This window comes from Pseudomonas sp. PS02302, assembly GCF_029959585.1.
Taxonomy (GTDB): Bacteria; Pseudomonadota; Gammaproteobacteria; order Pseudomonadales; family Pseudomonadaceae; genus Chryseomonas; species Chryseomonas aestiva.
Map to the genome: position 1 here is coordinate 14,134 of NZ_JASCON010000019.1, position 19,511 is coordinate 33,644.

Genomic DNA, 19,511 nt, shown 5'->3' on the forward strand with positions numbered 1-19,511 from the left:
TGGAGACTGTCCACGTGGGAAGAGCTTTCTCATCGCAAAAAAATGCTCATCGGGGTGCTGTCCTGATCTTGGCGTCCGGGCCTTCGTCGGCCGAGCTCGACATTCGCCGCTGGGCCGGCGTGCCGATCATCACCATGAACGGTGCGGTCACCAAGCTCCTCGAGGCGTCCGTCCTGCCGCTGTATTACGTCTGCAGCGATCGCAGCTTCCAGGAGCAGCAGCCTGCTCTCTATGAGGCTGCGGTCGAGCAAGCGCAGCGCCTTGCCCTGTGGCCCGAGGACATCCAGCGGCTGTCCAGCCGGTACGCCGGCAAGGCCTACGGGCTGCGTAAGGCGCCCCGGGCCAGCTTTCGCGACTACTTCGGGCGCGATCAAAGCCAGGCTGTGCGGCTGGTCTCGCCCTTCAGCAAGCGGGCACGGGATATTGGCTTCAGCAAGGACATGGACTACGGCGTTTTCGACGTGCGAACGGTTGCTTACATCTGCCTGCAGCTGGCCTATCACCTGGGCTTTGACGAGATCTACCTGGCGGGAGTTGATCTCAACGTCCAGGCGCCGCGGTTCTATGAGACGGCACCTGGGCAATCAGCGCCGTGCGGCCTGGATCAGCACCTGCAGACGCGAATCCTGCCGGCGATGGAGCTGGCCGCTGGCGTGCTGGCAGCGGAAGGTCGACGTGTTATCAACCTGTCCCAACAGAGCCTGATACCTGAGGACGTCTTTCCCCGGGCGTGTCCACACCAGGTACAACGCGAGCTGGCCAACCCGCAGCGAGCACTCGCGTCTTAGGTAGGCCTGGCAGGCCTAGCGGAATTTCAGCGGGTAGTAGCAGAGAAATTTGGCCACCAGCCACCACAGCTTGGGATAGCCCAGCGCGCCGCTGGCTTGTACCCACTCCCACCGCAGGCGCCACGGCGCCTTCACCTTGCGTAAGAACTTCATCCAGAAGCGTGCGCCGCGTTGTTCCAGCGTGGCAACAGATAGGTCTTGAGCACCCATTGCCACACGGGACACCACCTCCTCGCGTAGCCCTTGATAGTCCAGCGCGGCCCGCATCCAACGCGCATCAAAATGGCCTTCCGAGAAGTGGCGCAGCCCGACGTTGTAGACCACCGCCACTTCATAGCGCCGGCTCACGCGCAGGGCGAAGTCGATGTCATAGAAATGGAACGGGGGTAGGGCCTCGTTGAAGGGCACCTCAAGCACCACTTCGCGGCGAGCGCAGATCCAGACCCCATCGAGCGTGCAAACCGATTGACGCGGACGTCCATCGCCTGCAGGGCGAAGGTGAAACAGGTTGTCCGTGCCGTCATGATGCCGCTGATAAAGGCGCATGCAGTTCGTCTCGGACTTGCCGGCCGCCATCCAGCCCGAGGGGCCGCGGCTCTTGAAGCGGGCCCCGGCAACGCCGATGGCACCCAGCTGGACGTCTTCCTGGAAGTGGTCGACTACCCGGAGGCCCCAGTCCGCCTCCAGAAATTCCAGGTCTTCGTGCATGAAGCAAACGATATCGTGCCGAGCACGCCCGGTGCCTTCGTTGTAGACGGCGCAGAGCCCACGGTTGGCCTGCCGGTTGTCGATGGCGATCAGCTGATAGGGCACGCCGATGGTGGCATCGATGTTCTGGGTAACCGCATCCAGCAGCTCAGGCTTCACCGAGCAGATGACGATGGAGATCATGGCGCTACTTCCTGGAAGGCCGATAAGGCGTGAGCAGGCGACGGACGCGGTGCAGGGTGGTGCGATCCATGGCCCGCAGCGGGATCAGCCGGAGCATGCGCAGTGCCTCCAGCTTGTCGTGCCGTACAGCGTATTTCAGGGCTTTGTTGACGACTGAGGTATGCCCTTGCCGATAGCCAGGGTGATCCTGATAGGGCGCAATCGCCAGCAGATCCGCCTCAAGCAGCAGCCGGTATCGCCGAGAGAGATTGCCGGCATGGCGTCGATAACGGGTGACCGTAACAGGCAAGATCGCAATGGGCTGACCCAGTGCCGCGACCTTGAGCGTCATTTGGAAGTCCTGGACGCGAATTGCCGGGTCGTAGCCACCGACCTGGTCGAGTACCGCCTTGCGATAGAGCGCAACCGGCGCACCCACCACTCGGGTCTTGCGCAGGATCTCATCGAAGTCCAGCCACTGAACACCTACGGCGTGCTGGTCCTTGAGCCAGTTGCCGGCGCTATCCATGAAACTGACCAGGGCGCCCACACAAGGCGCTTCGGGATGCTCTTCAAGGTAGGCCGCGCGGATTCGCAAGGACTGCGGCAGCATCAGATCATCGAGGTCAGGAGTCGCGACGTATTGGCCTCGGGCATGGGCGAGGCCGGTATTCAATGCAGCGCTGACGCCGGCATTGGGCTGGGTCACCAGCTTGAAATCAAAACGCTCCTGCAGCGCGACCAGGCGCTGCACGCTGTCGTCGGTTGATCCATCGTCGACCACGATGACTTCAAAGCGCGGGTAGTCCTGGGCGTAGATGCTCGCCAGGCCTTCCTCAAGATAAGCACCTGCGTTGTAGCAGGGAACGATCACGGAGATCAGGGGCAGATGCCTCAGGGCATCATCATCCGGTGACGTGCGCGGGAGGGGGAGAGCTTGCATAGCGAAAGGTCCATTCTTGACGCCATGAAATTGTACTGTGCTCGACCCTACGATCGCGACTGAAAACTGAGCCTCGGGTCCTCACTGACCTAAACGCCAACCTATCCTCCCCGCTGCAAAGACCGGCCGGACTGGTCAGTCACCCGCCGAATCGTTCCGCTGATCCACCTGCTGGTAATCCGCTAAGAATTTCCGTGATAACGAGGGTCTGGAGCTACCTTGATGAAGAGGACTCACCATGGACACCGAAGACCAACCGACCGACATGATCGCTGCGACCGCCAGTGGCCTGATGATGGCTCTGACCCTGACCGTTGGTGCTGCTTTGGCCGGCGGCATTGCCCTACTTGCTGAGCTGCTGGTCTAGCGATAGGCCACGGCAGCGCCGGCGGGGACCGCGGGTGGCAGCGCTATCCCGGTCGCCCCATACGAAGGGCTGACGAGCTGTCCATTCGTGGCGTAGCCCACCGCGGCGGACTTGGTGAGCTCGGCCAGCGTCGTGACCAGACCTTTGGGAGGAGCCGCGTAGTAGGCGTAGCTAGATCCGGCCTGCACGTAGCCGCTCACACCTGCCGCGTGCACCCACCAGGTGGGCAATGCCAGCGCGGAATCCGCCGGCGCGCCCGAGAGGCCCGGGTTGTTGTAGGCGTATTCGGCCAGGGCGTTGCGGTAGATCAGCAGATTGTGAGCAAGCGCGGAGACGTCGACGGCCTGACGCCGGTTGTCGCTGCGCTGCAGCTGCTCGCTCAGCAGTCCCGCTCCAGCAAGCATCACCACCAGGATGACCCACAGCATGGGCATGGCCTAGCCCACCTTCCGGCTCAGGCGCTTTTGCTCTTGCACCAGGGTCTCGAGCTGCTCCGGATCGATCATCTCCTCAAGCAGGGCATCGACCTGGTGGAGCAGCTCACGGGCCTGATGGGTCCCTGGCTCATCGAGGGCCATGGTTTCCAATGTCTGCTGCTGGACACGTGCAGCGCTGGCCAAAAGGCGCAGCGCTAACAGGGTCGGAATGTCGTACATGCGTCTACCTCAGAATTCACAACAAAAAATGGTCGCATAGTCATTGTGCCCGATGGCGATATTGGGCGTGGACGCCCAGCGCTGACCGCTACCTGCCGTGTCCCAACCTACCTTGGTACCGACAGGACAGGCATAGGTCGTTACGTCATTCGGGTCGTAACCCGGAATGGTGTAGGCGTGGCAGGTCGGCGTCTTGCTGGATTGGCGCTTCCACAACCCGCTCTGGCATGAAAGCAAGGCACCACCACCGTCGCGGCTGACCAGTCCATTAGTGGCGCACCCCGCGTTTTCCGTCGCCGAGCCGATCAGCTGGATGTACTCACCGACATAGGTCCTGCCGTCGGAGAAGAGGCTGTTCCCGCGCATTTGGCCAGAGGTGTACACGCTCTTGCCGGCGTAGGCTCGTACCCAGTCGCTGTCGGTCATGTGCCAGCCGCCGCCCCACTTCTCGCTATACCAACCGGTGTCCCCGCGGGTCCTGAACCAGCCTGTAGTGTAGGTCTCCCCCGACATGCTGGCGGTAACGCCCTGAACATTGCCCCGGGCGTACATCGAGCCGGTAGTGGTATCGCCAGAGACCGCAACGTTGCCTCCGACCGTAGCGGTGCCGTTCATGGTGGCATTGCCCTGCAGGTAGAGAGAGCCTGCCCGGAGGTCTCCGCCGGCCGTAACTGTGCCGTTGAGATTCACGTTGCCCGTGGCGTTGACGTTGCGGCCAGCGTTGACATCGCCGCTGATGCTGGCGGTACCGGACGCGGTGATGTTGGCCGCATTGTTCAGGTCGTTGCCGCCCATGTTGAGCGCAGTGTTCATCCGGTTCAGCTCGGGCTTGCCGGCGATGGCATTGCGGTAGAGGTAATCGTTGGCCAGCGTGCCGTCCTGCAGGAAGAGGGCGCTAGCGGTGTGGCCCGCGCCCGGGTTCACTCCGTAGTTGCTCAGCGCCAACGACCAGCCACCCCGCACGCCCTGGACGATGCCGGTGTTGGCCACCGGTACAAAGCCGCCCGGGGCGCCGAGGTTTTCAGCGATCTCACGGGTGCCTATCTCATCGATGACCTGGCCACCGGTGGTGAGCACGATAGATTCGAGCTGGTTGGTCGCCACCCGCCTGGCCAGCACCACAAAGGTCTGGCCGAAGGCGTTAGCGTCAGTGAAGCCGGCGGGGAGGTAGTTGGTGTTGCGCAGCATCGCCGGGGTGATCTGCGCCGGCGTCGTGGTACCGGCAGCAGCGTAGACCGTGGCGAAGTTGTCCTTGAGGTACTTGGCGGCGGCGTCGGCAACCTGCTTTTGCTGGTCAGCGGCGATCTGGTAGTTCTGAGAGTCCATCTGATTGGCGATCATGACCGCGGCCCCGGTCATCACGGCTGCCAAGACGATCAAGCCAAAGAGCATATCCAGGGCGATGAAGCCCCGCTGTGATGCTTTGCTGAATGAGGTATTCATCCCCAGAGGTCTCGTTTGAGTTGGTTGTCGATGTCCTGGTCCAGCTGCGCGATTTGTCCGGCGCGGATCTTCTCGCGGATGCTGGGCCCGTCTTCGCCGTTGACCAGAAGGCTGCGCACCTTGAGGATGCGGCGGTCATTGCGGGTTTCCAGCGTCTGAGCCACCACCGCTACCAGACCCTGAGCCAGGATCTCGCGAGCGTTCTTGATCTCATTGCTGGCCAGAGCCAGCACCCGCTCCAGCGCCTGGGTGGGGTTGCCGGCATGGAAGGTGGTGGCGACGAAGACGCCATTGATGGCGGCCCGTACCGCTTGAACAGCAGTCGGGATATCGCGGATTTCACCGATGAGGATCATGTCGGCACCGGTGCGCAGGGCGCGCAGCAGCGCTTCCTCGTACCCCCCTGTGCGCCGGGATACCTGCATCTGGATGCAGCGACCCTCGCCGTGCAGACCATTGAGGTTGGTCTCGGCCGGATCCTCGATCGCCAGCGCCGTGCCTCCGCAGGCCTGCAGGCGAGCGGCGATCAGCGAGGCGGCGCTGCTGGTCTTGCCGGTGCCCATCTCGCCGCAAAAGATCACCAGGCCGCGCACCTGGTCACTGAGCATGGCCGTGGCCAGCGACTCGGGAAACCCCAGCATGTGGAAGGGGCGGATCTGGGCATTGGATTTGCGGATGATGAAGACGTCCTCCGAGAAGGCGTCCTTGATCTGCGTCACCCGCAGGACGATCCCGTCCTGGACCAGCGAGAACTCCGGATCGCCGAACTCAGTCGACTTTGCCTGGCACTGCTCGCGCAGCGCCTGCAGCTCAGTGCTCCAGGCCGCCGGCGCAGATTCCCGCCGGCTACCGGAACCGTCGAGGCCCTTCACGTCCGAGAAGTCCGGGCCGAGGAAGAGGTCGACGAAGTTGGCTTGCGTGATCAGGCTCATGCGAACTCAGTAAACCGTCCAGGCCAGGACGTTACTGTCCTTGCTGCAGCCGCTGGTGGCGGTGCCGGGATCCACTTCGCCGGTGACCGCGGTACCGCCGTTGATGGCGGTGGTGACCTTGGTGCCGCGGCTGATCTTGGTGGCCAGGGTGACGCAGGCATCCTGAGGCAGCGCGTTCTCGGTGATGGTGAAGGTCATGCCGCTCGACACCACGGTGACCGAACCGCCCCAGGCGTTGTACAAGTTGCTGCCATTGACGCTCATGTTGGGCAGGCCCTTGCTGGCCACCAGTTGGGAAACCAGGCTGGTACCGGACGTCCCGTAGCCGCTACTGGCCTTGAGCTTGCGGGTGTTGGCGATGAGGGTGCCGATGTTGGACTGCTCGTTGGTCACATCCTGGGAGCCCATGAGGCTGCCGCCGTTGTAGATGATGTAGCCCAGGGCGACGACGGCGATGATCAAGACGAACATCATTTCCAGGCTGAAGACGCCACGCTGGCGGTGGCGCGGCGGCAGGCGGAAAGGCTGGGACTCATTCTTTTCGCTGGGCGACTCGACATCGACGCTGACAAATGCGGGATCGATACAGGGGGTGGGTTTGCTCATGACGGTTCCTTGGGTGGTGGGTCTAGTGGTGGAGGCTGGCAACGTTGCTCTGCAAGCTGAAGGCGCCGCTGACGACCAGGAGCATCAAGAGCCCCATGGCGATGGTCGAGAAGATGAGGAAAGCCTTGGTGTAGCGCTCCACCTGCTTGAGCGTCTGCTCGATCCAGCGATTGCTGAACCGGTGGATGGCTTCGGAGAAGCCCTTGCGGGTCGCCAATACGCAGAGGAACTGGACGGCGGTCTTATCGGGAAACTCGTGCCCAGCCAGACGCAGGGCCTCGCCGAAGTTCTTGCCCTGATTGACGCCGTAGATGGCGGCGATCAGCCGCTCGCGCAGCCAGGGCGTGGCGCCGCGCTGCAGGGACTGCAAGGCCTCGATCTGATTGATGTTGGCCTTGAGCATCACCGAGATGTTGAGCAGGAAGGTGGAGCCGTGGAGGGCCTTGTAGATCGACCAAGGCGGTACGCGATCGAGCCTGACGCGCAGTGGTCCGGTCAGGTAGGGCAGTGACCCCATGGCAAAGACAATGACGCTCAGCACCACGATCAGGGTCAGCAGGCCCCAGTTGTTGACGTAGCTGGAGACCTGATAGAGCAGGTAGGGGATGCCGGTCCAGCCCTCGGGGTTGGAGACCCGGGTCATGGCCGGGACCATGCGCGAGGCGATGACGTGGAGCAGATAGGCCATCATTGCCCAGAGCATGATGGGATAGACGGTCACGGACAGAATCAGGGATAGGATCCGCCCCCGGGCCTCGATCATCTGCACGCAATCCAGGAAAGCCTGTACCAGGGCGCCCGACCGCTCGCCGGCGGCGATGATTGCGGTCTCTTGGTAGGGCATCCAGCGCTGACAGGCATCGCCCAGGGACTTGCCGTTTCGCACGGCCTGGCTGATGCCAGCCGTAGCCAAGGCGGTCGGGTCCCGGCGCTTTTTGCCGCCATCGCTGAAGATTGCGCGTAGCTCTTCCAGGGCATCGTCGATGCCGACGCCGTTCTCCAGGAGCGCGCAGAGGCTTTCGTAGAACTGGATGCGCTCCTTGCTACCGAACTGCTTGGCGTACCAGGCATCGGCAAAGGTCGTCCAACTGTCCAGAATCCGGCTAAGCATTGGGCTGCTCCAGGACGAAAAGCTCGAGGTCCAGCGGCCCGATGATGGTCTCGGCCATCCGGGGGTCGATCAGCCCAGCAGCGACCTTGCCAATGGTGTGCTTGATCTTGGTGATCCCGCCCATGTCCCTGACCCAGTAGGTTTTCGCCGCGCTGGCACCCTGGTCGCGGAAGATCTGCATGAAGCGATGGTTGGGGATCAGAACCTCGGCAACGACCGTCCGCGAGGAGACGCCCATGTTGCGGCAGTGCGCACAGCCAGGACCCTGCAGCCTGACCTTCGCGGTATCCATGACCCGTTCCAGTCGCTCGATAAGGGCCGGGTTCAGCTGGTCGCGTTGAGAGGCCAGTGGCTGGGCGCAATGCGTGCACAGTACCGGTAACAGCGACTGGTTGATGAGGCCTGACATGAGTGCAGGGTCTGTCACCAGGCTCGGGTCGGCGCCCATGTCGATGAGCCGCTGCAGGCTCGCTACCGCGTTGTTGGTGTGCAGGGTCGAGAAGACCAGGTGACCGGTCATGCCACCGCGAAACGCTGCCTGGGCGGTGGCGAGGTCGCGCACTTCCCCATACATGAGGATGTCCGGATCCAGACGCATGGTGTTGGTGATGGCGCCGTCCCAAGTTTCGGCGTGACCCAGCGGCGACTGGTTGGCCTTGATGGGGTACTCGGGCGGGTCTTCGACGGAGAGAATGTGGCGGGTGCCGTCGGTCTCGCTGTGCAGCTGATTTAGTGTGACCTGCAGGGTCTTCGATTTACCGGATCCGGTCGGACCGGTGATGAGGATGACGCCGTACGGAAGGCCGCGCAGTCGATTGAGCAGGGCGATCTGTTCGGCCAGAAAGCCCAGCTCATCTAGGGATTGCTTGGCTTTCTCGTCATAGAGCAGTCGCAGGACCATGAGCGGTCCTTCTACCAACGGCCGAGACGCAACCCGGGCGCCGAAGAGGCCCAACTGAGCCACGAAGGCGTGTTTGACCCGTGCGTCCTGGCTGATCTCCGGTTGATAGTGCTCCTCGGCCACGTCGCACATGGAGTTGTACAAGGCGGAGCAGAGCTCGCGGCCCATGTGACTCTGGATCTGACCGTACTCGGTCAGCAGGCCATGGATGCGAAAGAGGATGTGGGTGATCTCACGACCGACCACGAAGTGCACGTCCGACGCCCCGCGGCTGTGAGCTTCGCCGAGCAGACGGATGACCTCCTGCTGGCGAGAGGTACTGTCGAGGCTACTGGTACCGATGCCGCGGGTCGTATCGACCTGGTACAGCGCCTGGATCTCGCTCAGGGTGCTGGGTACCACGCGGTAGTCCAGATCCGCACGATCCAGCTCACCCATGAAGGCCATGACGAAGGGATCGCGCAGGTGCTGCCCTGACACCAGCAGCTGGGCATGGTCACCGGGCCGTACGCCTTCCACCAGCGCTAGGAGTTGACGCAGTTCCGGCTTCACCGAGCCCCAAAGGGCGCCTTCGGCAGTGAGTACGCGACGGGGCTGGAGCGGGAGTAGCTCGCTGACCAGCTCCCCAGCCAACCGTTGGCCAATAGCCTTGGCGTCGCCTTCCGGCTCGTCCGCAGCGGACACAGCGTGATTGCTCGAACTCATCAAAGTCACCTCAGGGTTGAAGGGCGGTAGGCGCGGAGCCCGGAAGGGCAATGGGGGCTGGAGCGGGCACCGGCACGGGCGCTACCGGGTTCATCGGTGTGACGGTCACTGGCAACACAGAAGTCTGACCCGCCGCGACGGTGGCTACTGGATAGCTGGGCGCGCGGTTGGAGAACCCCAGCGGATAGCGTTTGCCGCCGCGGCTGAGCACCACGCTGTCCAGGCTCAAGTTGGCCACGCGGTAGCCACCAGGGAGGTCGGTCGACGCTGGTGAGGCATCGATCTCGAAGCCGCCCGCATAGAGCAGGGTGGCGTGCAGTGCGGTACCGGCGCCGTAGACCAGTTTCACAACGGGCAACTGCTCCACCGTGCCGCTATGTTCAGGCGTGCCGCTCGCTGCGCCGTTCGACTGCACGATGGGCTGTGGCAGATAGCTAGGTTGCGGCGCCGTCTTGGCCTGGGCCCCGCCATCGTTGAGCTCGCGAAGCGCCTTGGCGCGCTCGCCCTGGGCCTTGTAGAGGATGGTTTCACTCTGCACCCGGGAGAGCTCGCCAACGGTGATGCCGTCTGGGTCGGAGGACTGCGCTTCGGCAGCGATGACTGGGGCGGCCACTGCAAGCATCAGGGCGCCGAGCACGACGAGGGAGAGGTCATTTGACATAGAGGTCACCGGTCACCGACCAGGCCAGCTGATCGCTCTGTAGAAGGGTCTTGATCTCGCGCAATCGCAGGCCTTGGTGGGGCACGTCCTTGAGGACGATGTCCGGCGGTAGCGCGGTATTGAAGGTCAGCTCGAAGTGCTTGAAGTCCGGGGGCGGCGGCGCAGGTGGCGCCGGCTGGCCAGGCATGGCCTGAGGCGCCGGAATGACCACCGGGACTTCCTTGATGATTGGTGCCAGGCCTTGGCCATGCAGCCAGGAGGTCAGATCAGCCAGGGCAGGTGTGGCCTGCAGCAGCTCATCGTCGCCCGCCAATGGGGGCTCGAAGGTCAGCTTGAGGGCGGCGCCATTGCCTTCGTCAAAGAAGGCCGGCTCATCAGCGAAGTGACCATGCGTAGCCGCGACAAAGGCTGAAGCCGTGCTGTTGCCGTCACGCTTGTAATTGGTAGACAGCAGCACGCCATCACATTGTGCCGAGGTGAACAGCCAGCCGGCGATGGACAGCGGAAGCCTATCGATAGCGCCGTTGCAGGTCAGGAGAAAGTCCGGCACGCCTGGGCGTTTCGCCCACGGGTGCTCCAGGGCTTGAAGGGTCTGTTGCTCCTTGGAGCGCTCGTTGATCGCTTGCAGTTCGGCCTGACGCGCGGCCTCGGCCGCGACGGCGGCCAGTCGCCTTTGCTCGCGCTTATGCGCCTCCCACTGGCTGTAGCCGATAATCCCGGCCACCACGATGAGTCCGAGGACCCCTACGCGGATCCACTCGCCCTTGCTCATCCCGAAAGCAAGCGGCTTGAGGGCGTAGTCGCGCTTCAAATTGCCAGGCTGTAACAGCTCGTCGATGTCGAGCGGCTTGCCGCCCAGGCCGAATTCGATCGGCAGGTAGGTCTCATCGAAGGTCAGCGCACGGCTTTCGAGCTGGGCTACCTTGCGCTGAATCTCGGTTGCCGAGCCCACCAGGTCATAACCGGGTATGACGGCGCCGTCGATCACGGCCACCAGTGCATAGCGCGGCTCATCGCCAGGCACCTGCCAGGCGGCCAGCCAGGATTGACCTAGCTGCCCGGCCAGCGCCGCAGCTAGCGAGTACATACCCTTCATGGCCCCGGCGCTGCGCGCGACGAAGCCGGCCTGGATGACATTGGGCGTGCGCCGGATGGCGACGATGTCCATCTTGTGCAGGCGCCCGTACTCCCGGGCTTCCTTCATGTAGCCGGTCAGACTGCCCAACGGATGCCATTGCAGACCGGAGACAAAGCTCTTGCCGTGATAGGTCAGGATCTGCACGTTCTGCGCGGGGACTGCCGGTGGGATACCAGAGATGGCCATGCGCTCAGTCCGTCAAGATCGGGGTGATGAGCATCACCAGGGCGCTGTGACCGGAAGTCCGCGTGCGGCTGCCACCGAGGCCGAAGAAGCTAGGATCACCCACACCGGTCTTGTTGGCGTTTTCGTTAGCTTCTTCGAATCCCGACAGGATCAGCGTCTGGCCACTGCGCAGCTTGACCTTGGGCGACAGGGACTTGGCATCGTAATTGGGTAGCTGGAGGCTGGAACCGTTGCTCGTCAGGGTCTGAAAGGTCGGCTTGTTGCTCATGTTGATCGACACCATGAGCAACATCTCGTCGTTCTCAAGCACGCGCGGCAGCAGCGTCATGTTGAAGCCGCTGGTGATGGTGCCGGGTGTCAACGAAGTGCTGGATCCCACCGAGGCGGTGGTCGTCGTCGAGCTGGCGGCCAAGTACCCTTGGACATTGCCGATCTGCAGGGGCGCCGGCTGCAAGTTCAGGGTCGTGACCGAGGGCGACCGCACGTTGGAAACGCGACCCTGCTCGGCCAAGGCCTGGACGATGACGTTGGACCCCGCCCAGGCGGAGTTGGCGGTATCGACGATGCCGACCGATGCAGTAGACGCGCTGGTACTGATACCTGCGACGGTATTGGAGAGTGACAGGCCCCATTTCGTGTTCAGGGACTTGTAGACCGCCGCCCAGTTAAGCGCTTGCTGGTCCGTATCTGTGAACGTGACCTCAAACACTTTGACGTTGAACAGCACCTGTTGAGTGATGCTGCGATTGGTTCTGTTGAGGTAGGCTTCGATCCGCGAGATCACCTCAGGGCGGTCCGTGACGGTCAGGGTCCCGGTGGAGGGGGCCAGATACATCCGCCCGGCTGGGGCGACGCTGAGCATCGCCTTCACGTTGTTCTGGATGTCTTGCAGGATAGAAGATTCCAGGGTCACGGTAGTGCTCTGGTTGCTGCCTGAATCCCCTGAAACGCCGGAGCTGGTACTCGATCCGCCGGAGGTGCTACCGCTGGTGCCGGCAGCGGTAGTCATCCCGGACTTCACGGTGCTGGTGATGACCTGTTTGTCCCCAAAGGACCAGACGTCGAAGACCCGCGTCTCGAAGTAGCTGATCCGCACGGCGCGCTCGACGGGCGAATAGCGCCACCCTAGGCCCAGGCGCGCGGTGACCTCATCGAGCAAGCCGGAGGCTTTGCCGCTGTACTTAAGGCCGCTGACCTGGCTTCCGCCGGCCAGGCTGGTGAAGTCCGACGCGCGATAGCCGGAGCCAGTGGAGCTCGCTGCAGCGCCCATCGTTGCCGGGTTGGTGATCACACCTGCAGGCAGCAGGCCTGCCAGGCTATCTGGGCTGGGATTGCCGATCGGCGCCGGTGCGGTGCTGGGCGGTTGTGCGCTGGGCGCTGCGGCATTGGGATTGAGTGCATCGGGCGACACCAGCACGGCGATACCGCACTGGCTAGTGATGTACTGAGCGATCTCAGTGATGCCGACGCTGCCGGAGGGCCGATAGCTCAGCTCGCAGTCCAGCGCCGAGGGCATGCTGCGTTTGGCCACCACCGGTTGCGTGGAGACCCAGGGCTTGTCGCTGAACACGACGGTCTCGCGCTTGGGCTGTTGCTGCTGATTGCGCAGCAGGGCCGCGTATTGGCTGGCCATGGCGCCATCGTTCTCGGCGCGCTGGGCCGATTCGTCCACCCGCTGCACCGAGCAGCTGGCGAGCAGGAGCGCCGCGGCCAGGGCGCTCAGGCGAAGGGGGTGGGTCATGACTTCTTCCTCTCGGAAACATGAACGATGCGCTGGCTGGAATTGCCATCGACGATGAATGAACGGCGAGCGCCGTCGTAGAGCGGGAAGACCTGGGCAACGGCCTCGGCGAAGGTGCCGCGGAAGTGCAGGGCGGCCTCGATGGGGTAGTCCAGGTCATCGGGTTCCCAGACCACCTGCCAGCCTGCACGCTTGGCCCAGGCCTCGACGGACTGCCGCAGGGTGCTGCCGATGGGTGCATCCCAGGTCTGGGTCATGGCAGAGGCCGGCTCGGTCAGGCGGACCGAGGGCAGGAGATACGCGGCGGAAGACGTTGAGACAGCAGTGGGTAAAGGCTTGGCTGCTGGTGTGGTGACCGCTACGTTCGTAGGCTTAGCCGCAGGTGCAGTAGGTTTGGCAGGAGTGCCCTTCGCCGAGGAGGCATTCGGAGATTGCCTGACAGACAAGGCCTCCCCAGGCGCATTGACCGGCGCAGATGTCAGCGCCGCGCCGGCGGGCGTAGCTTTGACCGCTGACGGCGTAGCGGCGTTCGTTACCGGCTTGGCCGGTTCGGTGTGCGTTTCCAACGGCTTAGCCGCTGGTACGGTGGCGACGGTGACCGGCGAGCTGGACGGGGTTGGCGCTGGCTTCACGGCGGTCGTAGACGGAGCCGTTGCCGGCACGGCGGCGTAGCGCTGGCCTTCCGGGAGCTGGTAGCCCGGGCGCAGTACAAAGCACACCGACCGCATGACCTCGTCGACCTTGACCTGCCAAGCGGGGCCGGCCAGCACCTGCAGGGTGTTGCGCAGGCTCATGGGCCCGAGCTTGTACTGGGCGGCCGGCAGGGGCCGGGTGAAGAGGATGTTGACGTGCCCCTGTTCGGGGCCGCACAGGCTGTAACCGGAGCGATTGACCACGTACTGCATGGCGTCGCGAACGGTCGGCTTCATGTTCGCCGGAATGTTCACGTCGATGATCTGGGCCATCAGATCCCGCTGCTCGGTCTCTGGCGCGGTGTTGACCAAGGTGTAGCGGCCGTACCGGACCTGGGGCTCTGACACAGCACCCTTCGGATAGAGATCGGGTTGTAGCAGCTCCGGATTACGCGAGCTGTCGGGGCCGGGTGCGCTGGGCGCAGGCTCCTGCTGGGCACAGCCTGCCAATGCAACGGCGAAGGCGAGCGGCGAGAGGGTATTGAGCTTCCAGATCATGTGCGGTGAGGCCCCATTTCGTAGTGGGGCTCACGGTGCCAGTCACCTGTCTGGAAAGCAGGAGATAACCGTATCTGGAGCGAAAGAGGTTAGCGGCGGGCAAAAAAATCCCCCGCATCTGACGGGGGTGAGCTCAGTTTGAAGCCACCAGAATTGCAAATCTGGAGGGGGTGGTCTGGCGCACCCACAACGACTGACCTACCAACGTGTCGGTAGTTCAGCTGCGATGCAGCTGTTCACGGACCAACTGCAGCAGCATTTGAATATACCTGGCATCACGCAGCCGTCTAGCATCAATCTGCAAGGTGACGGTCACAACCGAGTGTTTCTGCATAACGCTCAACGCAGCGCCCCCATCGAGGCAGATTGCACTCATCAGGCAATTACACTGCGGGAATTCATGCTGGAGTCGGGCAAGAAACCACTCGACGTTGTGTGCGTCATTCAAGGGGATAGCTCTCTGGCGAGCTGTTCCTGGGCCTTATTGACCGCGTCTGGCTCGATGAGGTCCTGGGCAATCCGCCTCTTGTCCTGCAGCATCTGCCACAGCTGCAGATCAATGGAGTTCTCCACCAGCGGGATCTTGACCACCACCAGCCGCCGCTGGCCATTGCGGTAGGCCCGATCCTCTGCCTGGTCCTGCAGTCCCGGCGTCCAAGGCAGCCCTAGGAAGAACACGTAGTTAGCTGCGGTCAGGTTGTTGCCGGTGCCGGCCGCTGACGTCGTGCCGATGAAGACCCGGCAATCGGCGTCCTGCTGGAAGCGATCGATTGCCTTCTGCCGCTTCGTCAGGCTATCGGTGCCCACCAGGGTAACGCACCCCAGGCCTGAGGCCTCGCACAGCTGCTGCAACGTGGTGACCGTCTCCTTGTACTCGCAGAAGAGGATCACCTTGTCGTCGGGATCCAGCTCGCCCAGCAGTTCCATCACCACCGGCGCCTTCACGCGCTCCAGGAGCTGGCGAAGCCGACCCAACCGCGCGAAGACTGGTTGATCGGCATTGCGGATGGCGTTGTACTCGACCTGCTGCGCCTCATCCAGCACCACCGGCACGGTCTGCCGCTGCTTACCCTTGAGATCGGGCAGCACATCCTTGCGTCGGCGTAGCATCCAGTCGCCGATCTCGGCGCGTAGCCCCTGACGGAATTCGGAGCTACCGGCGAAGCGCTCGCAGAAGTCCTTGAGCGGCAGCTGCCCGATAGGGTGTCCGGACAGGCGCAGCAGGGTGTGGAGCTCCGACTCTCGGTTGAGTACCGGCGTCCCGGTCAGCAGGTAGCGATTGGGCACCTTGGCGGCGATGTCGAAGCCATTGCGCGTCCAGGCGGCCGTGGGTTCCTTCAGCCGGTGGGCCTCGTCGACGATCATCACGGCAAACTGCTCGGCGAGCGCGACGAAGTCGCCCAGGCGCTCGTAGTTGACGATCACCCACTGGGCATCAGCCTGATACCGCTGCCGGGCGATCCGCGCGTCTGGATAGACCGCCTGAATCTCCCGCTCCCAGTTGATCACCAGGCTGGCCAGTACCACCACCAGGATCTGGCGGCCGGCAGACTGGATGCCGGCGGCGATCACCGCCTGGCGACTCTTGCCCAGCCCCATGTCATCGGCCAGCAGTGCGCTGGTGCGCTGCAGCAGGTGGCGGATCCCCGCGGGCTGGTGGGACATCAGCGAATACGGCTTGAGCTCTGCCTCGATGGCCTGCAGCGTCCAACTGGTCTTGGCGATGTCCGGCACTGCGGCCAGGTAGACGTCTGCCGCACTGTCCTCGTCGGCTGAGGCCGCGCTCCGCTCTTGCGGAGGTCCGCCGATCGACATCGCTGTGACGTCACGGGCGGCGCTGACCGAGCCATCGGACAGCAGCTCCTGGAGCACGTCGAGCATCTCGAATTGCTCCTCGAGCAGTCCCAGCTCCAGGATCAGGTTGCTGCGCACGATCTCGGGCGAGGCTGGCACCCGCCATGCGCGGCTCGTGGACAGGAAGGCGCCGTGCATCCGCTTGGCCACGGCCACGCACCCTGGGTGATAGTCCCCGGACAGCACCACGCCGCCCCCGGACAGCGGCGCGATCCGCAGGCGCATCCCCCAGATGAAGAGGTCTCGTCGGGCATCGGCCTGGGCGTCGGCGATCTTGCGGCTGAAGCCCGACCAGTCCTGGACGAATCGACCGTCGGCCAGTTCGCCCAGCTGGTGAAAGAGCACGTCCAGGTCCTCCAGCAGGCGCCGCTGGGGTAGTCGCCAATACCCGGACAACGGATGCTCGCCGCGGCGAATGAAGCTGCCGCCGCGGCTTGTCAGCAGACGGTTGGCCCCTTCGAGGTAGGGCATCTTCAGGCCAAAGTCGTAGCCGTCGAACACAGCGCGCTGCAGGAGCTGGGATGTGCCTGAGGTATTGCGCAGGGAGGGCCGCTTCATGCCGTGTGAGCCAGGCCGGCGACAGCGTCAGCAAGGCCCAAACGGTGCGTCAGCCACTCCCACAGGAATCGCTGATAGTGCATACGCCAGGCATCCTTGGCGAATCGACTCATGGTGTGCGAGACATCTGGCCATTCCAGGGCTACCGACAGTCGGCCACGCCGTAGCGAGGTCATGAACCAGTCGAATGCAACCCCTGCAGGCTCGTCACCTGCAATGGCTCGATTGAGGCGTCCGCGCAGCTGTACCACCTGTAGCTCGCTGGGCGAGCGAGTCATCCGCTGCTTCTGGGCGCTCTTGGTGAGCCGTTCGAGGGGCATGGCTAGCTCCGCCGAGGCCAGGGCGCGGCCTGACTCCCGGACGGAGAATAGTCGGCAGGCGCCGGAATAGGCGCGATAGTCGTAGTTGTCGATGCAGTGACCCAGGGCGAGGTGCTCACTCATCAGGTCAGCAGGACACACCAGCTCCAGGATCTGCAGGCCATTCGGACAATCGACGGTGCGCGACTTGCTCAGCAGCGGCGGCCAGGAGGTGTGCGCATCCGTCTGCCGGAGCGGACCCTGGCTGTCGGCAAACTCCCGGGCCTTGGTCATGGCCTCGTGGAAATCATGCACCAGGCGGGCGATCTGGGCATAGGAGCTACGTCTAAGAAAGTCCTCAAGCCCCTTGGCGGCGCGCTGGGCACTCGGTGACTCATCACACACAGCGCTAAGCAGCTCCCTCACGTCCGTCAGCGTCGCGCGAATGCCTGGCCATCGGGGGTCATCCCATGCCGTCGGAGTACCGGCGAGTAGACGCGACCAGTCGATGGCACCAGCGGCGCTGTAGGGCACGCAGCGGTGCAGCTCATGGATGGCCCGCCAGTCACGGCGGTTTTGAGGTCGGCGATTGCCTAGTTGGGCGCCTACCAGCAGCCCCAGCCAGCCCAAGCCACGTCCCTCCCGCTTGATGAGACCCAGCGCCGTGCCGGCGCAGTTGGGGCGAACGCTTCCTAGAAAACGGATCGAGGCGGCTGGTGCCCTGAACACCCAGGCGAGCAACGGCACCAAAGGTAGCCCTGCATCCACTGCCGTTCCAAGAAGTGCCTCCGCAAGGGTCGTGTCGTTGGGGTGATAACACCGAAGCGATGCCTGCAGCTGGGCGGGGCCTTGGTCGAAGTTTCGCCTCCCAATAGGCCAGTCGTCGTCCTCGCATAGCACAAGAAGCGGCACCAGGATGGGCTGTGACCGCAACGCCTGATGTCGTCGTTCAGAGTTCCCCCGCGACAGCCAGTTGTAGAGTTCAGCCGAAGGGCAGTTCGCTGAGCGAATCGCGAACAGCCGCGGTTGATCGACCTCCGCGAGAAAGGCTTTGAGCGCGGCGCCGATCTGCGTGAGGTAGTAGGCCGTCCGGGGACTGAAATAGCGGTTGTGCCTATGGCCATCAATGTCCCATGCCTTTCCGAAGGCCCCCAGATCGTCGCAGGCCAACTGTCTGGCAACCGATCGGGCTGAATCGCAGAACGACGTCATCAGCGGCTGGAGCGGCCAGGTGATGTGAGGCAGCAGCAGGTATCGAGCCAAGCGTAACGCCGATTGCTCCGCCGGTTTGCGCTTGGGCATACGGTCGATTGCCTTGACCTTCTTCGTCCGGATGCACACACCATCGTAGAGCTGCACCAGGTGCCCAAGGCGCAGGATGGTGATAAGGCTTGCTCGGCCGGGTACCTGAACGCTGACACTCCAGCAGCGAGGGAACCGCGTAGAGCGAAGGTAATGGTCGATAAAGGTGTCGCGCTTTGGCCCGTCGATCTTGAAGTGTGAGGCCCAGGTATGAGCAACGGCGAGCTGCTGCTCGCTGAACTTGGGAGGTCTGCATGCATTGGAGAGCTCACTCATCGGCAGGCCCAGAATACAGCCGGTGGCAATACTCATCCGCCCGGCGCTCATCCTCCTCGCGCTCCCGATTATCGTCCCTGGTCGCTTCCCACATGACGCTGTGACAGTGCTGATGCTGCTCACGGGCGAGCGAATCGGTGACATGGGCGATGTCGTGTCGTACGTACTCGAGGTCGGTGCCTAAAGCCGTCGCTTCAGCCTCGGACGTCTTTCGCCTGGTCCAGGCGGACATGGCCTTGAGCATGGCCGCGCAGTCTTCGCGGGAGACAGAATCCGTGCGCTGCCCGTCGTCACGTGTCCAGTCGAGATCGATGCCGCCATGCCGTTGGAACAGGATGAAGGTGTTGCGCGCGGCGAGGAACTTCAGCACATCGGGCGAGTACCAGGGGTCGTCTTCCCGGAAGGGCTTCAACGGCGATGGGGAGGGAGGCGAGGCCGGTAAAGGGGCTTTCGAGTGCTGGGGCAGCAGCCGCAGTGGAGTGTAGATCTGATGCCTGCCGGCAAGGCTCAAGCAAAGGGCGTCGACCTGGAGCTTGCCGGTCACTCGCCAGCCGCGATCCGCCAGGTCATCAAGTCGTTTGATGTCGCTGGTTTCGATACCCGGGCCGTAGTAGGCCTTGAGCAGTCCTTCCGCCGCTTCCCAGCGATCACCATAGGTCAGCCGGTCGTTGATGAAGTCGGCCTGGGACTGGGTGATGTCGCCTCCCAAGGCCTCAACGTACCACTCGACGGCTTCCTTGCGGCGACGATACTCCCGCACCTCTTGCCGGGCATCGACCAGTAGCAGCACCGCGTATTTGGTCGCCCAGACTGTCAGCAGCCAGCTCCAGAGAATGGCCAGCAGGCGAAATGCCAAGCCGATGAGGGACTGAGCTTGGGCAGGGGCGAAATAGCGGTACTCCCCGTACAGGGCTGCGGCCGCAATGGCGAGAACGGTGGTGACGGACAAGCACAGGATACCCCGAGCAAACATCGCGCAGACCT

19 protein-coding genes are annotated in these 19,511 nt (G+C 63.4%); 2 read left to right on the plus strand and 17 right to left on the minus strand.

The genetic code is table 11. The features are described from left to right. Positions 1–119 precede the first annotated feature (119 nt). Positions 120–788, plus strand: coding sequence for a lipopolysaccharide biosynthesis protein (locus tag QMX82_RS08830; protein ID WP_336619064.1), 669 nt, complete (start codon positions 120–122; stop codon positions 786–788). A gap of 15 nt (positions 789–803) precedes the next feature. Here QMX82_RS08830 and QMX82_RS08835 read toward each other — a convergent pair whose 3' ends face one another. Both QMX82_RS08835 and QMX82_RS08840 read right to left on the minus strand, forming a co-directional pair. After that, on the minus strand, positions 804–1,679 hold the full coding sequence (locus tag QMX82_RS08835; protein WP_282282434.1) for a glycosyltransferase: 876 nt from the start codon (positions 1,677–1,679) through the stop codon (positions 804–806). Positions 1,680–1,683: 4 nt separating this feature from the next. Continuing rightward, positions 1,684–2,601 (minus strand): glycosyltransferase family 2 protein, encoded by a 918-nt coding sequence (locus QMX82_RS08840; protein WP_282282436.1) that lies wholly within the window; start codon positions 2,599–2,601, stop codon positions 1,684–1,686. Between the two features lie 238 nt (positions 2,602–2,839). Between QMX82_RS08840 and QMX82_RS08845 the strand changes: the two genes are divergently transcribed. After that, positions 2,840–2,968 (plus strand): hypothetical protein, encoded by a 129-nt coding sequence (locus QMX82_RS08845; protein ID WP_282282438.1) that lies wholly within the window; start codon positions 2,840–2,842, stop codon positions 2,966–2,968. On the opposite strand, the gene pilM is transcribed toward QMX82_RS08845, so the two are convergent. The 15 genes from pilM to QMX82_RS08920 form a co-directional block, all read right to left on the minus strand. After that, positions 2,965–3,402 carry a type IV pilus biogenesis protein PilM gene (gene pilM, locus QMX82_RS08850; protein ID WP_282282440.1) on the minus strand — a complete coding sequence of 146 codons (438 nt, stop codon included), beginning with the start codon at positions 3,400–3,402 and terminating at the stop codon, positions 2,965–2,967. The genes QMX82_RS08845 and pilM overlap by 4 nt on opposite strands. 3 nt (positions 3,403–3,405) lie before the next feature. Beyond that, on the minus strand, positions 3,406–3,624 hold the full coding sequence (locus tag QMX82_RS08855; RefSeq protein WP_027597843.1) for a hypothetical protein: 219 nt from the start codon (positions 3,622–3,624) through the stop codon (positions 3,406–3,408). A gap of 9 nt (positions 3,625–3,633) precedes the next feature. Continuing rightward, positions 3,634–5,067, minus strand: a complete 1,434-nt coding sequence (pilV, locus tag QMX82_RS08860) for a shufflon system plasmid conjugative transfer pilus tip adhesin PilV (RefSeq protein WP_282282444.1) — start codon at positions 5,065–5,067, stop codon at positions 3,634–3,636. Continuing rightward, positions 5,064–5,999 (minus strand): ATPase, T2SS/T4P/T4SS family, encoded by a 936-nt coding sequence (locus QMX82_RS08865; RefSeq protein WP_282282446.1) that lies wholly within the window; start codon positions 5,997–5,999, stop codon positions 5,064–5,066. The genes pilV and QMX82_RS08865 overlap by 4 nt, the downstream gene beginning before the upstream one ends. A gap of 6 nt (positions 6,000–6,005) precedes the next feature. Then, positions 6,006–6,473, minus strand: coding sequence for a type 4 pilus major pilin (locus QMX82_RS08870; RefSeq protein ID WP_193756759.1), 468 nt, complete (start codon positions 6,471–6,473; stop codon positions 6,006–6,008). A gap of 154 nt (positions 6,474–6,627) precedes the next feature. Then, complete coding sequence (locus QMX82_RS08875; RefSeq protein ID WP_282282448.1) at positions 6,628–7,716, minus strand: type II secretion system F family protein; 1,089 nt, start codon at positions 7,714–7,716, stop codon at positions 6,628–6,630. Continuing rightward, on the minus strand, positions 7,709–9,322 hold the full coding sequence (locus QMX82_RS08880; protein WP_282282450.1) for a GspE/PulE family protein: 1,614 nt from the start codon (positions 9,320–9,322) through the stop codon (positions 7,709–7,711). The genes QMX82_RS08875 and QMX82_RS08880 overlap by 8 nt, the downstream gene beginning before the upstream one ends. Positions 9,323–9,332: 10 nt before the next feature. Then, positions 9,333–9,983 (minus strand): type IV pilus biogenesis protein PilP, encoded by a 651-nt coding sequence (pilP, locus tag QMX82_RS08885; RefSeq protein ID WP_282282452.1) that lies wholly within the window; start codon positions 9,981–9,983, stop codon positions 9,333–9,335. Continuing rightward, positions 9,973–11,307 (minus strand): type 4b pilus protein PilO2, encoded by a 1,335-nt coding sequence (gene pilO2, locus QMX82_RS08890; protein ID WP_282282454.1) that lies wholly within the window; start codon positions 11,305–11,307, stop codon positions 9,973–9,975. Before pilO2 ends, pilP begins: the two co-directional genes overlap by 11 nt. Before the next feature lie 4 nt (positions 11,308–11,311). Beyond that, positions 11,312–13,048, minus strand: a complete 1,737-nt coding sequence (pilN, locus tag QMX82_RS08895) for a PilN family type IVB pilus formation outer membrane protein (RefSeq protein ID WP_282282456.1) — start codon at positions 13,046–13,048, stop codon at positions 11,312–11,314. Beyond that, positions 13,045–14,238, minus strand: a complete 1,194-nt coding sequence (gene pilL2, locus QMX82_RS08900; protein WP_282282458.1) for a PFGI-1 class ICE element type IV pilus protein PilL2 — start codon at positions 14,236–14,238, stop codon at positions 13,045–13,047. The genes pilN and pilL2 overlap by 4 nt, the downstream gene beginning before the upstream one ends. A gap of 217 nt (positions 14,239–14,455) precedes the next feature. Next, positions 14,456–14,686 carry a hypothetical protein gene (locus QMX82_RS08905; protein ID WP_282282460.1) on the minus strand — a complete coding sequence of 77 codons (231 nt, stop codon included), beginning with the start codon at positions 14,684–14,686 and terminating at the stop codon, positions 14,456–14,458. Further along, the gene (locus tag QMX82_RS08910; protein WP_282282462.1) at positions 14,683–16,650 is read right to left on the minus strand and encodes a DEAD/DEAH box helicase; all 1,968 of its coding nucleotides are present in this window, start codon (positions 16,648–16,650) and stop codon (positions 14,683–14,685) included. The genes QMX82_RS08905 and QMX82_RS08910 overlap by 4 nt, the downstream gene beginning before the upstream one ends. After that, the gene (locus QMX82_RS08915) at positions 16,647–18,563 is read right to left on the minus strand and encodes a hypothetical protein (protein WP_282282463.1); all 1,917 of its coding nucleotides are present in this window, start codon (positions 18,561–18,563) and stop codon (positions 16,647–16,649) included. Before QMX82_RS08915 ends, QMX82_RS08910 begins: the two co-directional genes overlap by 4 nt. Continuing rightward, positions 18,520–19,476: a hypothetical protein gene (locus QMX82_RS08920; RefSeq protein WP_282282465.1), complete on the minus strand. Its 957-nt coding sequence runs from the start codon at positions 19,474–19,476 to the stop codon at positions 18,520–18,522. Before QMX82_RS08920 ends, QMX82_RS08915 begins: the two co-directional genes overlap by 44 nt. Positions 19,477–19,511: the final 35 nt, after the last annotated feature.

Excerpts from the sequence above, each read along its gene's own strand:
- QMX82_RS08835 (WP_282282434.1), bottom strand. The coding sequence starts at position 1,679 with ATGATCTCCATCGTCATCTGCTCGGTGAAGCCTGAGCTGCTGGATGCG.
- QMX82_RS08840 (WP_282282436.1), bottom strand. The coding sequence starts at position 2,601 with ATGCAAGCTCTCCCCCTCCCGCGCACGTCACCGGATGATGATGCCCTG.
- QMX82_RS08845 (WP_282282438.1), top strand. The coding sequence starts at position 2,840 with ATGGACACCGAAGACCAACCGACCGACATGATCGCTGCGACCGCCAGT.
- pilM (WP_282282440.1), bottom strand. The coding sequence starts at position 3,402 with ATGCCCATGCTGTGGGTCATCCTGGTGGTGATGCTTGCTGGAGCGGGA.
- QMX82_RS08855 (WP_027597843.1), bottom strand. The coding sequence starts at position 3,624 with ATGTACGACATTCCGACCCTGTTAGCGCTGCGCCTTTTGGCCAGCGCT.
- pilV (WP_282282444.1), bottom strand. The coding sequence starts at position 5,067 with ATGAATACCTCATTCAGCAAAGCATCACAGCGGGGCTTCATCGCCCTG.
- QMX82_RS08865 (WP_282282446.1), bottom strand. The coding sequence starts at position 5,999 with ATGAGCCTGATCACGCAAGCCAACTTCGTCGACCTCTTCCTCGGCCCG.
- QMX82_RS08870 (WP_193756759.1), bottom strand. The coding sequence starts at position 6,473 with ATGATGTTCGTCTTGATCATCGCCGTCGTCGCCCTGGGCTACATCATC.
- QMX82_RS08875 (WP_282282448.1), bottom strand. The coding sequence starts at position 7,716 with ATGCTTAGCCGGATTCTGGACAGTTGGACGACCTTTGCCGATGCCTGG.
- QMX82_RS08880 (WP_282282450.1), bottom strand. The coding sequence starts at position 9,322 with ATGAGTTCGAGCAATCACGCTGTGTCCGCTGCGGACGAGCCGGAAGGC.
- pilP (WP_282282452.1), bottom strand. The coding sequence starts at position 9,983 with ATGTCAAATGACCTCTCCCTCGTCGTGCTCGGCGCCCTGATGCTTGCA.
- pilO2 (WP_282282454.1), bottom strand. The coding sequence starts at position 11,307 with ATGGCCATCTCTGGTATCCCACCGGCAGTCCCCGCGCAGAACGTGCAG.
- pilN (WP_282282456.1), bottom strand. The coding sequence starts at position 13,048 with ATGACCCACCCCCTTCGCCTGAGCGCCCTGGCCGCGGCGCTCCTGCTC.
- pilL2 (WP_282282458.1), bottom strand. The coding sequence starts at position 14,238 with ATGATCTGGAAGCTCAATACCCTCTCGCCGCTCGCCTTCGCCGTTGCA.
- QMX82_RS08910 (WP_282282462.1), bottom strand. The coding sequence starts at position 16,650 with ATGAAGCGGCCCTCCCTGCGCAATACCTCAGGCACATCCCAGCTCCTG.
- QMX82_RS08915 (WP_282282463.1), bottom strand. The coding sequence starts at position 18,563 with ATGAGTATTGCCACCGGCTGTATTCTGGGCCTGCCGATGAGTGAGCTC.